Below are 14727 nucleotides of genomic sequence, written 5' to 3'. Positions count from 1 at the left end.
CTTTTCGAGGCCCACCCCCGTGAGGGTCGGGGTGCGGGGGTCGGGGGGGGGGGGGCCGGCGGCCACGCCGACGGACCATGGCACGAGGGAAGCGGCGCCCCTGCGCCTTACCTATGCTCGACCCATGGAACTGCGGATCTTCACCGAACCCCAGCAGGGCGCCAGCTACGACGAGCTGCTCGCCGTGGCCCGACGTGCCGAGGAGACCGGCTTCGGCGCCTTCTTCCGGTCGGATCACTACCTGAAGATGGGATCGGTCAGCGGCGAGCCCGGCCCCACCGACGCCTGGACGACGCTGGCCGGGCTGGCCCGGGACACCCGGTCCATCCGGCTCGGCACGCTGATGAGCGCCGCGACGTTCCGGCTGCCCGGCCCGCTCGCGATCACCGTCGCCCAGGTGGACCAGATGAGCGGCGGGCGGGTCGAGCTGGGCATCGGCACCGGCTGGTACGACGCCGAGCACCAGGCGTACGGGATTCCCTTCCCGCCGCTGGGGGAGCGGTTCGACCGGCTGGACGAGCAGCTGGCGGTGATCACCGGTCTGTGGCGCACCCCGTCGGGCGAGACGTTCGACTTCACCGGCCGGCACTACCAGGTGACCGACTCGCCCGCGCTGCCCAAGCCGGTCCAGCGCCCGCACCCGCCGATCCTGCTCGGTGGCAAGGGCGCGAAGCGTACGCCGCAGCTAGCCGCCCGCTACGCCGACGAGTTCAACCTGCCGTTCGTCTCGATCGACGAGACGGTGGCCCAGTTCGAGCGGGTCCGTGCCGCCTGCGCCGGCATCGGCCGCGACCCGGCCCAGCTGACCTGGTCCAACGCGCTGGTGCTCTGCTGCGGCAAGGACGACGCCGAGGTGGCGCGGCGGGCCGCCGCGATCGGCCGCGAACCGGACGAGCTGCGCGTCAACGGCCTCGCCGGCACCCCTGCCGAGGTCATCGACACCATCGGCCGGTACGCGGAGATCGGCAGCCAGCGCCTCTACCTCCAGGTGCTCGACCTGGCCGACCTGGACCACCTGGACCTGGTCGCCACCGAGGTGATGCGGCAGCTCTGACCGGGTCAACGCGGGCGACTCCGTGGAACGCGAGCGGCTCCGTGCGTGCGGAGCGGCTCCGATTGCGGCAAGCCGGGGCATCAGCCGCCCCGGAAACACCGGCATGCCGCAATCGGAGTCGATCTCGCCCAGCTGCCGCCCGCCCGACCGGGCGAGCCGGGGCGGGCCGGCGGGGCGGGCAAGCCGGCGCCGGGCCGGCGGCGTGTCAGACTCGGTGCTCCTCGCGCAGCACGGTGTCGAGCTGGCCGTCCCGGTCCCGGTCGAGGTAGGTGACGTCGGGTAGCCCGTCGCCGTCGAGGTCGAACTGCACCTGGTCCGCCACGCCGTCGCCATCGAAATCGGTGACCACCTGCACCGAACCGTCCATGTGCCGGGTCACGATCGACCGGGCGCCGGTCTCGACCCGGGGCGGCGGGCCGGGGGCGGGCGGCGGTTCCGGCACCGGTTCCGGGGTGGGGCCCGGCTGCGGATCCGGCTGGCTCGCCGACGGCCCGGCATCGGACCAGGTGACCGGGGAGCCGTCGACGGTGCCGGCGAAACCGGTGGCGGGCTCCACGCCGTTGCCGGCCGGGTCGATCTCCTCCTCGGAGGGATACACGTCGCCGCGAGGGGCGGGATCACGGTAGCTGCTCATCGGCGTAGGGTTCCCCGACGGAGCCGGCGGTAACCGCCGACGGGCAGAGGGGGTCGGGAGTGTCGACGCACCGCAACTGGGCCGGCAACGTCGAGTACGCAGCCCGGGCGTACCACCGGCCGTCCTCGATCGACGAGCTGCGGGCACTGGTCGCCGGGAGCGACCGGATCCGGGCGGTGGGCAGCGGACACTCGTTCAACCGACTCGGCGACACCACCGGGGACCTGGTCACGCTGGCCGGACTGCCGACCAGCCCGCAACTCGACGAAGAGCGGCGGGTGGTGCACGTGCCGGCCGCGCTGCGCTACGGCGACCTGGCCACCTGGCTGCACGAGCGCGGGTACGCGCTGGCCAACCTCGCCTCCCTGCCGCACATCTCGGTGGCCGGCGCGGTCGCCACCGGCACCCACGGCTCCGGCGAGACCGTTGGCAACCTGGCCACCGCCGTCGCCGGCCTGGAACTGGTCACCGCCGCCGGTGACCTGCTCACCGTGGACCGCACCACCCCCGATTTCACCGGCATTGTGGTTTCCCTCGGCGCGCTGGGCATCGTCACCCGGCTCACCCTGGACGTGGTGCCAGCCTTCGAGGTACGCCAGTACGTCCGCCTCGACCTGCCCCGCGAGGCGCTGGACGAGGCGCTCGCCTCGGCGTACAGCGTCAGTGTCTTCACCGACTGGCGCTCCACCCGCGGCACCCAGGTCTGGCGCAAGCAGCTCGCGGACCGGCCCGCGCCCCCGGCGGACTGGCTCGGCACCGCGGCGGCCGACCGGCCCTGGCACCCGGTGCCCGGCATGCCGGTGGTCAACTGCACCGAGCAGCTCGGCGTGCCCGGTCCCTGGCACGAGCGGCTGCCGCACTTCCGGCTCGGCTTCACGCCGAGCAACGGCGACGAGTTGCAGTCCGAGTACCATCTGCCCCGCGCGGTGGCCGGCGCGGCGCTCGCCGCGCTGGACGAGGTGGCGCACCTGATCGCCCCGGTCGCGCAGACCAGCGAGCTGCGCACGATCGCCGCCGACGAGCTGTGGCTCAGCCCGCAGTACGACCGCGACAGCCTCGCGGTGCACTTCACCTGGATCGCCGACGCGGCGGCGGTACTGCCGGTCGTCGCCGAGGTCGAGCGGGCTCTGGCGCCGTTCGCGCCCCGGCCACACTGGGGCAAGGTCTTCACGATGCCGACCTCGACGATCGCCGCTACCTACCCCCGCTGGACCGACTTCGCCGCGTTGGTCAACCGCCTCGACCTCAAGGGAAAATTCCGCACCGAGGAACTCGACCAGCTGTTTCCTCGCTGACAGCGACCCGTCGTACCGACGCGGCGCGGCCCGTGGACGTGCCCGGACACCGAACGAGCATGAGTCAGCGCAGTCGGCGGTCAGCGGCCGGTGGCGAGCTGGTCGCGCATGCTGCTGCGCTGGACGGCGCGGCTGATGTCGCTGGGGGAGACGATGCCGACCAGGCGGCCGTCGGTGACCACCAGGGCCCGGCCGTCGGCACAGTCGCTGAGCCGGGGCAGCAGGTCGGTCAGCGGCTCGTCGGGAGAGGCGAGCACCAAGTCGTCGGCGCGGCAGGCCACCGCCGCCAGGGTGGTGCTGCCCCGCTCGCCGGACGGCACGCCGCGTACCCGGTCGAGGGTGACCAGCCCGACCGGTCGGCCGTCCTCGGTCAGCGGCAGCGCTGTGTGCCGGTACGCGAAGAGGTAGTTGTCCACGAAGTCGGCCACCGTCAGCTCACCCGAGGCGGTCTGCGGCTGCGGGGTCATCACGTCGGCGACCCGGATACCGCGCAGCGCGTCGCCCACCCGGGCCTGCCGCTCCTCCATGGTGGCCGCGCCGATCAGGAACCAGCCGATCAACGCCAGCCACAACCCGCCGACCCCGGTGCCGGTGAGGAACCGCCACAGGCCGAACCCGATGAGTGCCAGGCCGAGAATCCAGCCGGCTCGGGCCGCCACCACCGTGGCTCGGGTCCGGTCGCCGGTGGCCTTCCACACCGCCGCCCGGAGTAGCCGCCCGCCGTCCAGCGGCGCCGCCGGCAGGATGTTGAACACGGCCAGCAGCAGGTTGATGCCGCCGAGCCAGGCCATCACGCCCAGCAGCAACCCCTGGACCCCGGCCAGGGCGAGCAGCGTCGCGACGGCCCCGAAGAAGACGCCGATGATCAGGCTGACCAGCGGGCCGATCCCGGAGATGCGCAGCTCGGCACCGGGGGAGCGGGCCTCGCCGCGCAGCTCGGCGACGCCGCCGAAGAGCCACAGGGTGATCCCCTGTACGCCCAGGCCGTTGCGCTTGGCCACCACCGCGTGGGACACCTCGTGGGCGAGCAGGCCGAGGAAGAAGACCACCGCGGCGGTCAGCCCGGCCAGCAGGTACGCGACCACGGAGCGGTCCGGGTACGACTCGGGGAACAGGTTTGCCGACAGCCCCCACCAGATCAGCGCGAAGATGACCAGGACACTCCAGTTGACCCCGACCGGTACGCCCACGATCCGGCCGAGCCGGAAACTCGCCCTCATGTCTCGGTCATACCCCCGTAGCCCGTTCCCATGCCAGGGCCGAAGGGCCATCCGTTCATGCTGACGTCGACCCAGGTCGGCCGGCCCGTCCGGTCGGCTTCCTCCGGCCGTGGCGCGCGGTTCCACGATCACGGTCCGTCAACGATTCGCGACCCGTTGACGATCGGGTGTCCGGCAGTCGAACCGCGGGCATGGACAGTGACGCGACGCCCGCCCGGATCGATGCTGTCCGGCGCGACGTAGTTCCAAGTAACTCGATGCGCCCCTTGCGATTATCGAGACCTCCTCGTAATATTCTGCTGGGTTTTTGTTGGTGTTGGTTCGTACCCGGGGGATTTGCCGTCTTGACAGCGATGGAAGTCGGCGCTGACGCTTTTTGGTCGTCGTCGGTGGTTGATCCAAGAAGGTCGTTGACCGATTTTTGCCGCCCCGTCCCCAGGTCGCGGGGACTGGCTGTTCGATGAGCGTCCGATGGGGTGTGATGAGCACCGCCGCGATTGCGGTCGAGCACGTGATTCCCGCGATCCAGCAGACGCCCGGGTGTGCGGTCGTGGCCGTGGCGAGTCGGACGGAAAAGCGGGCGGCAGCGGTGGCGCGCCAATTCGGAATCCTTCGGCATTATGATTCGTATGCCGACCTGCTGGTCGATCCGGACGTCGATTGTGTCTATCTGGCATTGCCCAATTCCATGCATGCGGAGTGGGCGATCCGGTGCGCCGAGGCCGGAAAAGCGGTGTTGTGTGAGAAGCCGATGACGCTGAGTCTCCACGACGCGAGACGGGTCGTACGCGCCGCTGAACAGTGCGGCGTGTTGCTGACCGAGGCCTTCATGTATCGGTATCACTCGCAGTTCCGCTGGCTGCGTGACCTCGTACATGACGGAGCGGTGGGTGAGGTGCGAGCCATCCGCGGGTCCATCGGGTTCCTCATCGGGCCGCCGCCGAACATCCGCCTGGAACCTGATCTGGGCGGCGGCGCCCTCCTCGACGTCGGCTGCTACCCCCTCGACGCGATGTGCCTGCTGTTCGACGCGGCACCGACATCGGCGGAGGCGATCGCGTTCCAGGCGGGCGGGATCGACCACACCTGCTCAGCCGTGCTGACGTTTCCCGGCGACCGCCTCGGTGTCATGGATGCGACCTTCGGGCTGCCGTGGTTGCAGGCCCCTCTGGAGATCGCCGGCACCGAGGGGGTGGCACGGCTGGACGATGCGTACAACCCGGGCATGCGGCCCTGCCGGGCAACGCTGACCCGGCGCCGGGGTGAGCCGGAACGCGTCGACTTTCCCGGCATGAACATGTACCAGGCGATGGTCGAGGCGTTCAGCCGGTCGTACTCGACCGGGGGAGCTGCCGAGTTCAGCCCCGCGGCCTCCGTGGCGACGGCGACGGCGAGCGATCTCGTCCGGCAGGCCTTCGAGGCGCGCTCCTCCGCTCGGGTCGGCGGTTTCGTGGGGAGCGCTGGCGAATGAGCCGGCTCGTCTCGGTGGTGATTCCCACCTACAACCGCGCCGCCGAGTTGGCGCGCACCTTGTCCTCGCTCGCCGGGCAACGTACGCCGATCGACGATTTCGAGGTCGTGATCGCCGACGACGGCTCGTCGGACCAGACCGCCGAGGTGGTCCGTGCCTTCGCGACCCGGCTCAACCTGCGCTACCACTATCAGGAGGATCAAGGCGCCCGCGCCGCTGAGGCACGCAACGCGGGGGCCCGCCTGGCGACCGCGCCCATCCTCGTGTTCCTGGACGCGGGCACGGTGGCAGGCCCCGATTTCGTCCGCGGACACCACGGATTGCACGCTGGCGCAGCCGGGGACGGTTCCGCGTCATCTGCCGTGATCGGCTACACCTACGGCTACCGTCCATTCGACCCGACTCCCGGGCTGGCAGATGCGGTGGCGGCCTTGACGCCGGAGAAGGTGCGGGCGCGGTACGGCGACGATCCGAGCTTCCTGGACACCCGGCATCGTCAGTTCGCCATGGTCGACTTCGATGTCAATGCGCTGGCGCTGCCGTGGATCATGTTCTGGAGCATGAACATGTCAGTATGCGCCGACGACTTCTGGCACGTCGGGGGCTTCGACGAGGGCTATCGGGGCTGGGGAGTTGAGGATCTCGACCTCGGGCTGCGGTTGTACAAGCACGGGACGCGCTTCGTGGTCGGCCGCGAGGCGTGGGCCATCGAGTACCCGCATCCTCGCAATCCGGCCGCCAACTCGGCCAGCGTCACCCGGAACGCGCTGCGGATGCTCGGCAAGTTCCCGGAGCCGGCCCTGGAGCTGAACTGGGCCTGGTTCGCCACGGGGGACTGGCTGGTCGAGGAGGACTCGCTGGATCTGCATCGGCGTTACCAGAGCCTGGTCGACTGGCAGCAGCAGTCCCGTGGCCTACGCGTCGACGGCCTCGTCGACGCGGCCGTCCGTGAGATGCCGACCGGGTCGAGCGTCGCCGTGTTCGGATGCGGAGCCGCAGTGCCGGCGTCGCTACCAACCGGCACCCTGGTCGACTACGACGCGGAGGTGCTGGCAGAGGCGGCCCGTGACCGGCCGCACCAGGCTCATCACGCGTTGGGCCTGCGTACCCCGATCCGGGACCAGTCGGTCGACCTGGTGGTCATCACGCCGAGGTTGCACGGCATGTGGCGCCGGTACGGCTCACAGATCCTCGCCGAAGCGCACCGCGTCGGTAGGTCGGTGCGCGACTGTTCTCAGGATCGTCCCTTCGCAACCTCGTGATCGGTTCTCGGGTTGCCGAGAGCACCGACTCCGGTCATGATCCCTGGCTCCCGCGACAACACGGCGACGGCTGCCGCCACGAGCGCCGCTGCCGCCAGGACGGTGCTGCGCACCCCGAACGCGGGAAGCAGCACCGCCCCGAGCAGCGCTCCCACCGCGACGCTGGCGTTGAAGACGGCGCTCAACCCGGCGGACGCGATGTCGGTGCGCCCTGGCGCCACGTCCAGCACCCGATTGGCGAGCGCAGCGATCATCACGAACATGCTCGCGCCGGAGAGCGCCAACAGCCCGATCACGGCCGGTCGATAGGCGCCGAGCGTGTGGAATCCGAACAGCGACAGCGCAAGCAGGCCGGTCGGAACCACAAGTGCGGGGCCCGGCCAGCGTTGCAGCAGGGCTCCGCAGCCGGCCACCGCGACGACACCGGCCACACCTCGGACGAACAGCAGCGGGCCGATCGCGCCACCGGAGAACTGGCTCACCTCGAGCAGGAACGGCACGGTGTAGGTGGTGGCGACGGAGAGGCCCGCGACCGCCAACGCGGTGGCGGCCAGCAGGACGGCGTACCTGCGGGCGTCCGGGGTGGCCGCCCGTGCCGCGTGTCCGTCCTCGGGCGCGGTCGTCGGTAGCAGCATGGCGACGGTGACCAGCGCGACCAGGCCGAGACCGGTCAACGTCAGGAACGCGGCACGCCATCCGGCCCACTCACCGAGCCAGGCTCCGGCGGGCACACCGAGCACGGTTGCGACCGAGCTGGCTCCGAACACCACCGAGACCACCCGTCCCCGCAGCCGGGGCGGAAAGAGCCCGGCGGCGGTGACCACCGCCACCGACCAGAAGACCGCGTGTGCCAGCGCGCTGGCGATCCGGCTGACCAGCAGCAGTTCCATGCCGGGGGCAAGGGCGGCAGTCAGGCTCGCTAGCACGAACACCGCCAGCAGGAGAGAGAGCAGGCGGCGCCGGGGAACCCGTCGCGCAGCCCGGGTCAGTGGCACCGCGACCGCTGCGACGGTCAGCCCGTACCCCGTGACCAGTAGGCCGATCGCGGACAGCGACGTGTCCAGATCGGTGGCCATCAGGGTGAGTAGCCCTGCCGGCAGGTTCTCCGAGACCACGAAGCAGAACGTGGCGACGGTGAGCGCGCCGAGTCCGGAGACCGCTGTGGTTCGGCGCCAGGCCGCAGAGTCGGGTGCGGCGTCCGGCATCAGGCGCACCGCTCCAGGATGTGCTCGACGTGCGCCTCGTAGGTGTGCTGCCGCTCGACGTGCCCACGAAGTTCAGCGGCCGCCGCGCGGAGTTCCGGCAGGCGGCGCAGCGAGTCCTCGATGGCGTGCCGTAACGCGTCGGCGTCACCGACGGGAACGATCCGGCATGCCGGCGAGACCGGCACCTGCTCGGCCAGCACTTCAGAAACGATCACTGGCTTGCCCATGACGAGCGCCTGGGCGAGGGCACCTGACGCGCCGCCGTAGTCGCTGAACTCCGGCTGGTACGGGAAGACCGTCACAGCGGCATGGGCGATCGCCTGGTTCAGTCGCTCGCGCGGAATCCAGCCGGTCTCCCACTCCACCCGGTGCCGCGGGTGACGAGCGCCTATCCGCGCCACCGTCTCCTCGTACTGCTGCCCCACGATGCGAAGTCGCTGACCGTCGGGGAGCGCCGACATCAGCAGGTCGATGCCCTTGTCTGTCCGGGCGCTGCCGATCGAGAGCACGTAGGGGTCCTCGTCCGGCGGCGCGGCTGCCTGTCCGAACCACCTGGCGACCTCCGCTCGCGTCGCGGTCGGCCAACCGGTCCGCAGCAACCTGCGGGAGTCGACGAACTTCGCCGCCAGACGTTCGGCGGCGGGCGAGTGCACCACGAAAAGGCCCGCGGGTGCCAGGCCGCGGATGATGTCGGCAACCGGCCGCCGCGGTGGGAACCGGTCGGTCAACCCGGTGGTGAAGTAGCCCGGACGGTGCAGCGAGAGAACATGGCGCAGCCCGAGCTCCGGGGCCGGCCAAGCCGGGTAGTTCTCATCGAAGTAGCAGTCGACGAAGACCGTCACGCCGCGGGCGGCGGCGCTACGGCTGGCGGCGGCGAGGTTGTCGGGGGTGACCAGCCGCGAGTACGGCAGCTTGACGGCCCCGGAGCCGGGCGAGACACCTTCTGCCGGATGGTGCGCGACCCGCTCGTCAAGGCGATGCTGCGACAGGTAGCCGGTAGGACAGTGCAACTGGACGGGCTCCGCGCCACCGGTGACCTCGGTCGCCGCGTTCGCGAGCCCGACGATGAAATCCGGGTGGTGGCCGAGCACGGTGTCGGTGAAGTCGTCGAAGAAGGCTATTCCGGTCACCGCGAGACCGCCCTGTCGAGCCGGGCATGGTCGACCTCGGCGGCTTCGTCGCGCGCGACGACCCGGTCGAGAGCGGACAGGATCAGCTCGATCGGTACTGCGGTCAGCGGTTGGCCGTTGCCGTCCGTGACCGGCGTGCCGAGCGCCTTCAGCAGGACCATCGGGACCTCGCCCGGCCGGCAGCGCAGATATCCCCGTTTGTTGTCCCTGGCCAGGACCGACCGCAGTTGGTCGTGGGCCAACCGGCCGGGACCGGCCGTCGCCGGGGGCAATCGCAACAGGCTCACCGTCCGGTAGTGGTCGTCCACCTCGCAGTCGCTGAGATGTCCCAGCTCGCGGCTCACCTCCGCCGCTACCAACATGCCCCAGGCGACCGCCGCACCGTGGTTCACGACTCCGGCCGACACGAACTCGATCGCATGTCCCATCGTGTGGCCGTACTCGAAGATCAGCGCCGCTCTCTTCTCCCGAGGATCCTCATCCAGATACGGAATTTTGGCGGAGAGTCCAAGTTCGAGCAGGCTGAGCAGCGACTGCATCGGCTCCTCGGGCAGCCGGTGCAGCGCCCGTTCCAGCGTCAACCGTTGCTGCGGCAGCACCGCCAGCATGTTCTTGACCATCTCGGCAAGGCCGGTGAGCATCTCGTCGTGCGGCACCGTGCTCAACCATCGCAGGTCACAGCCGATGAGCGAGGGCGCGTGGTACGTGCCACAGAGGTTCTTGCCGCCGCGGAGATTGACCGCCTGCTTCACGGACAGCACCGAATCGAAGGCCGCCACCGGGGTCGTGGGTAGGTGAACCAGCCGGATTCCCCGCATGAGCAGCGCCGCCGCGAGACCGGCGACATTGCCGACCATGCCGCCACCCATGCCGACCACGACCGTACGCCGGGTGGCGCCCATCGCGACGGCGCGTTCCAGGATGCGCTCCACGAGAGAGAAGGTCTTGTGGCCCTCACTGGCCTCCACGGTGAAGGTGGTCACCGCGGCCAGGTCGGCCAGCGCCCGCCCGATCGGTTCGGCGTGCGCCGTCACCCGACTGTCCACGACGAGGAGCAGCGAGTCCATCGCGCCGAGGTGAGTCGAGAACGCCTCGGCAAGCTGGGCGGCGCAGTCAACGCCGTAGAGGTAGGAAACCGGACTGCCGTCGAGGGGAATCTTTCGTTCGCGCACCGAGAGTGCCTTCCGCGAGGGGTTCATCGTCGGTTGTGCACAGACGCTCGTCTTCTGCGGACATGAGGACGTTCTACGTTCGGGCCTCTCGGCGCACAGTTCGCCTACCGCTGGCCGGGGCGCGCCGTCTCCTGCGCCGCTTCCGCGATCAGCGCGTCAGCAGGCTGGATCGCCAAGTGTTCAAGGACGATCGGGAGGCGTCAGGGGCAGTGATGTGTCGCTCGGGCTGAGCAATCCGGCGACTGGTGCAGCGATACGACATCCATGACTTCCCCCGTTGACGTGACCGTAACGTCTCGGCGTCGAGTCCCCCCATCGGTGCCCGCGCGGGACCGAGGGTAGTCGATCTATGTACATGTGTCGAGCTCCATCCGGTCCCCGTCGAGGCTATCCGGACGCCAGTCGCCATCTCGACAGCGGCCGGATGAGGCTTCGCGGCGGTCGTCGGCCATAGTTCGAAGGTGGCGACCTCGACCGATGACAGCCAAGACCCGTACCTCTGGCTCGAAGACCTCGACGGCCCGCAGGCGGCGAGGTGGGTCCGCGAGCGCAACACCGAGACCGTCGCGGCACTCACCGGCGGTCCGGCGTTCGTGGCCCGGCAGGCCGAGATCCGGCAGGTGCTCGACGCGGACGACCGCATCCCGTACCCCGGATGGCGCGGCGACGGCTACTACTACGACATGTGGCGCGACGCCGCCCACCCGCGCGGGCTGTGGCGGCGTACGACGCTCGACCAGTACCGCCGGCCGGAACCGGAGTGGGATGTCCTGCTCGACCTGGACGTGCTGGCCGAGCGGGAGGGCGAGAACTGGGTCTGGGGTGGTGTGGCGACCCTGCCGCCGCAGCACCGGCGTTGCCTGGTCAGCCTGTCCCGGGGTGGTGCGGACGCGGTGGTGGTGCGCGAGTACGACCTGGCCGACCGGGCCTTCGTGGCGGACGGGTTCACCGTGGCGGAGGCCAAGACCGATGTCGGCTGGATCGACGCCGACCACATCTGGATCGGCACCGATCTCGGCCCGGGATCGCTTACCGCCTCGGGGTATCCACGGGTGGTGCGCCGGTGGCGGCGCGGCACCCCGCTGCCCGAGGCCGAGATCGTCTTCGAGGCGTCCACCACCGACATCGGGGCGTACGGTTGGCGTGACCTGACGCCCGGGTTCGAGCGTGACTTCGTCACCCGTACCGTGGATTTCTACCGGTCGGAGAGCTATCTGCTGACCGGGGCGGGGGAGCGGATCCGGATCCCGGTGCCCGAGGACGCCGGCTGGGACGTGCACCGGGAATGGTTGCTGGTCCGGCCGCGTACGCCGTGGCAGGTGGGCGAGGTCGGCCACCCGGCGGGCGCGCTGCTGGCGATCCGGTTCACCGGCTTCCTCGCCGGTGACCGGGATTTCGACGTGCTGTTCGAGCCGGACGACCAGACCTCGCTCAACGGGTACACCTGGACCCGCGACCACCTCATCCTGACCACCCTCACTGATGTCCGCAGCCGGTTGGAGTTGCTCACCCCCGGCGAGAGTGGCTGGCGGCGCGAACCGCTACCCGGGGTGCCGGTCGACCAGGAAAGCTGCGTCGTGGAGACGGATCCGGACCGGGACGACGCCTACCTGATCGCCTCGGAGGGATTCCTCCAGCCGGCCACGCTGCGGCTCGGACGCGTCGGTGGCAGCGTCGAGACGCTCAAGCGGGCACCGGCGTTCTTCGACGCCGACGGCCTGGCGGTACGCCAGTTCTTCGCCACGTCCGCCGACGGCACCCGGGTGCCGTACTTCGTGGTCGGGGATCCGGCCGCCCCCGCCGGACCGACGCTGCTGCACGGGTACGGCGGCTTCGAGGTGTCGCTGACCCCCGGCTACGACGGCATCGTCGGCCGGGGCTGGCTGGCCCACGGCGGCACCTACGTGGTGGCGAACATCCGCGGCGGCGGCGAGTACGGCCCGCGCTGGCACCGGGCCGCGCTGCGAGCCCATCGAACCCGCGCCTTCGAGGACTTCGCGGCCGTGGCGACCGACCTGGTGAGCCGGGGCATCACCACGCCGGCAATGCTGGGCATCGAGGGCGGCAGCAACGGCGGCCTGCTGATGGGGGCGATGCTCACCCGCTACCCGTCGCTTGTCGGCGCCGTCGTCGCGAACGTCCCGCTGCTGGACATGCGTCGCTACCACCGACTGCTGGCCGGTGCCTCCTGGATGGCCGAGTACGGCGACCCGGACGTCGCGGAGGACTGGGCCTTCCTGCGGGACTACTCGCCGTACCACAACGTGCGCAGTCACGAGCGGTACCCGCCGGTCCTCTTCATCACCTCGACCCGCGACGACCGGGTGCACCCCGGGCACGCCCGGAAGATGGCCGCGCGGCTGCGAGAGCACGGCCACGACGTGTCGTACTACGAGAACGTCGAGGGTGGACACGGCGCGGCGGCCAACAACGAGCAGCGCGCCTTCATCGAGGCGTTGTCACTGGAGTTCCTCTGGCGAAAACTGGCCCCGTCGGCCGAAGCCGTGCCCGCCCAGCGCATCCGGCCGGAAGAATGGACACCGGCCGGGAAGGTTGACCGGCCGGCGTGATCAGCCTTGCTGTCGCAGACCCACTGTCAACGCCGCCACGCGGGGTGTCAGGTCTGCTGGTCCGATGAGACGGTGTCACGCTCTTGTGTCGCGACAGGGCGGTCCGGTAGCAGCAGCAGAATGGCCATCGCCAGGTTGCCGCCGAGCGCGATCACGTTGCCGACCCGGTCTGCTGGCGGGTAGACCTGCAAGTGCAGGGAGTGCCAAAGGAAGTGCACCGCAGTGAAGATCAGCCAGGCGCCGCCGGCCATCCGCAGCGCGGACGGCGTCGGTCGCCGCCAGGCCATCACGCTGAGCACGAGCAACGCCAGATAGAGGGCGCCCACGTCGCGGGTCAGGTGCTCGTTGTACGGCCCGAGCGCGGAGACCCAGTTGCGCCCCGGCCAGGGAAAATCGGTGTAGAACGACTGGGGATAGGCAGCCGCCCACACGCCGACGACCGCAGCCGTCACCGCGAGCAGCACGACGATCACACGCTTGCACTTGATGCTCACACCTGTGCGACGAGTCGGACCGCCGCTTCGTGACGAACGCCGAAGTGCAACGAGTCACGCTCCGACCTGGCGTCAAGTGCCACCGACGATCTTGGCGGAGCCGGTGAGCGTCCCGCCGGGCAGCCGGTGGTGGCGTCGTTCGACCGGGCCGGTTGCCGGCTCTGGTTGGCTGAGGGTGGTCCCGTCCAGCCACTTGCCCGGGCCGCCACGCTCGGCGAAGCGGTCTCCGCCCTGCAATTGTGAGCCAGCGGCTGGTCGGGCCGGCTGGCCTCCCGACTGCGGACTCAGGCGGTCGGTGGCGGGTCGGGCAGTTCGTCGACGACCACCACCGGGGTGCCGGAGCGCACCTTCTCCAGCAGCAGGCGCTGGCCGCTGGCGGTCAACCGGATGCAGCCGTTTGTGGTCTGCTGGCCCAGTTCCCCGTCGTGGTACCAGGTGTGGATGCCGATGTGGGCGCCGCGCAGCCCGGCGGGCACCGAGTCCAGGTCGTCGGGGATCGAGCCGAGGGCGTAGATGTCGACCCCGCCGTAGACCGACTCCGGCGGTGGGGTGCGGCCCAGCACGAAGGTCCGGCCGAGTGGGGTTTCCTGCCCGCGTTGGCCGAGACTGATCTGCCAGGAGCGTTGGGCGGTGCCGTCGCGGTACCAGGTGAGCCGGAACGGGGTTCGTTCCACCACGATCTGGTCGCGCAGCGCGACGGTGCGGAAGCCGCCGGGTGGCAGCCAGGCCAGTTTGCGGTTGGCCGAGGGGAGCAGCACCGCCGTCCAGCCGGACTCGCGGCGGGCGACCGGCACGGTCAGCTCCACCTCGCTGATCGTCGGCATCAGGAACGCCAATGGCCGGCCACCGGGCGCGTCGTACGCGGCGATCCTGCGGGTCGGGTGCAGGCCCTGGGTCAGCGGTGTGGTGTCGAGGGTGTCCGGGTCGTCGGGGAAGCCGGCGGGGGCCGGGTCGTAGTCGATCTCCGGCAGCCCGTCCGGCGCCGGTGCCGCGGGCAGCACCCGCTCGGCGTCGGCCGACGGCGGCACCTCCGCCGTCGGCACCAGCGCCTCACCGGTGGGCCCGGCGACGGGAGTCGTCCCGGGTGCCGGGGTCAGCGCCCACCCGGTGTACGCGGCCCCACCCATCAGCACCGCCACGCCCATCCCGAGAGCGACCCCCCGCCGCCCCCGCGACCCCAGAACTCCCAAAACCCCCACCCTTTCCACCCTACCCCCCAA

General features: G+C 70.6%; 12 protein-coding genes. 5 read left to right on the top strand and 7 right to left on the bottom strand.

All coding sequences use genetic code 11. The features are described from left to right. Positions 1 to 124: 124 nt before the first annotated feature. Positions 125 to 1054: an LLM class F420-dependent oxidoreductase gene (locus tag KBX50_RS32095; RefSeq protein WP_210941590.1), complete on the top strand. Its 930-nt coding sequence runs from the start codon at positions 125 to 127 to the stop codon at positions 1052 to 1054. 205 nt (positions 1055 to 1259) lie between these two features. Here the strand turns inward: KBX50_RS32095 and KBX50_RS32090 are convergent, their stop codons facing one another. Further along, entirely contained in the window at positions 1260 to 1688 is a 429-nt protein-coding gene (locus KBX50_RS32090; RefSeq protein WP_210941589.1) for a hypothetical protein, read from the bottom strand. Between the two features lie 59 nt (positions 1689 to 1747). Between KBX50_RS32090 and KBX50_RS32085 the strand changes: the two genes are divergently transcribed. After that, the gene (locus tag KBX50_RS32085) at positions 1748 to 2983 is read left to right on the top strand and encodes an FAD-binding protein (RefSeq protein ID WP_210941588.1); all 1236 of its coding nucleotides are present in this window, start codon (positions 1748 to 1750) and stop codon (positions 2981 to 2983) included. A gap of 80 nt (positions 2984 to 3063) precedes the next feature. On the opposite strand, the gene KBX50_RS32080 is transcribed toward KBX50_RS32085, so the two are convergent. Then, positions 3064 to 4203: a site-2 protease family protein gene (locus tag KBX50_RS32080; RefSeq protein ID WP_210941587.1), complete on the bottom strand. Its 1140-nt coding sequence runs from the start codon at positions 4201 to 4203 to the stop codon at positions 3064 to 3066. 481 nt (positions 4204 to 4684) lie between these two features. On the opposite strand from KBX50_RS32080, the gene KBX50_RS32075 reads away from it, so the two are divergent. Further along, positions 4685 to 5674 carry a Gfo/Idh/MocA family protein gene (locus KBX50_RS32075; protein ID WP_210941586.1) on the top strand — a complete coding sequence of 330 codons (990 nt, stop codon included), beginning with the start codon at positions 4685 to 4687 and terminating at the stop codon, positions 5672 to 5674. Then, positions 5671 to 6936 (top strand): glycosyltransferase, encoded by a 1266-nt coding sequence (locus KBX50_RS32070; protein WP_210941585.1) that lies wholly within the window; start codon positions 5671 to 5673, stop codon positions 6934 to 6936. Before KBX50_RS32075 ends, KBX50_RS32070 begins: the two co-directional genes overlap by 4 nt. Here KBX50_RS32070 and KBX50_RS32065 read toward each other — a convergent pair. From KBX50_RS32065 to KBX50_RS32055, 3 genes are read right to left on the bottom strand one after another with little or no spacing between them, the layout of a single operon-like run. Then, positions 6909 to 8141: an MFS transporter gene (locus KBX50_RS32065; protein WP_247674853.1), complete on the bottom strand. Its 1233-nt coding sequence runs from the start codon at positions 8139 to 8141 to the stop codon at positions 6909 to 6911. The genes KBX50_RS32070 and KBX50_RS32065 overlap by 28 nt on opposite strands. After that, the gene (locus KBX50_RS33730; protein ID WP_210941583.1) at positions 8141 to 9271 is read right to left on the bottom strand and encodes a glycosyltransferase family 4 protein; all 1131 of its coding nucleotides are present in this window, start codon (positions 9269 to 9271) and stop codon (positions 8141 to 8143) included. Before KBX50_RS33730 ends, KBX50_RS32065 begins: the two co-directional genes overlap by 1 nt. Continuing rightward, a complete protein-coding gene (locus tag KBX50_RS32055) occupies positions 9268 to 10443 on the bottom strand; it encodes an iron-containing alcohol dehydrogenase (RefSeq protein WP_210941582.1) in 1176 nt (391 codons plus the stop codon). Before KBX50_RS32055 ends, KBX50_RS33730 begins: the two co-directional genes overlap by 4 nt. Positions 10444 to 10904: 461 nt before the next feature. Between KBX50_RS32055 and KBX50_RS33725 the strand changes: the two genes are divergently transcribed. Beyond that, positions 10905 to 13013 (top strand): prolyl oligopeptidase family protein, encoded by a 2109-nt coding sequence (locus KBX50_RS33725; protein WP_210941581.1) that lies wholly within the window; start codon positions 10905 to 10907, stop codon positions 13011 to 13013. A gap of 47 nt (positions 13014 to 13060) precedes the next feature. Here the strand turns inward: KBX50_RS33725 and KBX50_RS32045 are convergent, their stop codons facing one another. Together KBX50_RS32045 and KBX50_RS32040 are read right to left on the bottom strand one after the other, a co-directional pair. Then, positions 13061 to 13486 carry a hypothetical protein gene (locus KBX50_RS32045; RefSeq protein ID WP_307871138.1) on the bottom strand — a complete coding sequence of 142 codons (426 nt, stop codon included), beginning with the start codon at positions 13484 to 13486 and terminating at the stop codon, positions 13061 to 13063. A gap of 305 nt (positions 13487 to 13791) precedes the next feature. Continuing rightward, positions 13792 to 14697: a L,D-transpeptidase gene (locus KBX50_RS32040; protein ID WP_247674848.1), complete on the bottom strand. Its 906-nt coding sequence runs from the start codon at positions 14695 to 14697 to the stop codon at positions 13792 to 13794. Between the last annotated feature and the right edge of the window lie 30 nt (positions 14698 to 14727).

Origin of the sequence: Micromonospora sp. C51 (assembly GCF_018070435.1) — a bacterium.
Classification (GTDB): Bacteria; Actinomycetota; Actinomycetes; order Mycobacteriales; family Micromonosporaceae; genus Micromonospora; species Micromonospora sediminimaris.
Note: the sequence above shows the minus strand (reverse complement) of the source record. Positions and strands in the feature narration are given on the sequence as shown.

Excerpts from the sequence above, each read along its gene's own strand:
- KBX50_RS32065 (WP_247674853.1), bottom strand. The coding sequence starts at position 8,141 with ATGCCGGACGCCGCACCCGACTCTGCGGCCTGGCGCCGAACCACAGCG.
- KBX50_RS32090 (WP_210941589.1), bottom strand. The coding sequence starts at position 1,688 with ATGAGCAGCTACCGTGATCCCGCCCCTCGCGGCGACGTGTATCCCTCC.
- KBX50_RS32080 (WP_210941587.1), bottom strand. The coding sequence starts at position 4,203 with ATGAGGGCGAGTTTCCGGCTCGGCCGGATCGTGGGCGTACCGGTCGGG.
- KBX50_RS32070 (WP_210941585.1), top strand. The coding sequence starts at position 5,671 with ATGAGCCGGCTCGTCTCGGTGGTGATTCCCACCTACAACCGCGCCGCC.
- KBX50_RS32075 (WP_210941586.1), top strand. The coding sequence starts at position 4,685 with ATGAGCACCGCCGCGATTGCGGTCGAGCACGTGATTCCCGCGATCCAG.
- KBX50_RS32095 (WP_210941590.1), top strand. The coding sequence starts at position 125 with ATGGAACTGCGGATCTTCACCGAACCCCAGCAGGGCGCCAGCTACGAC.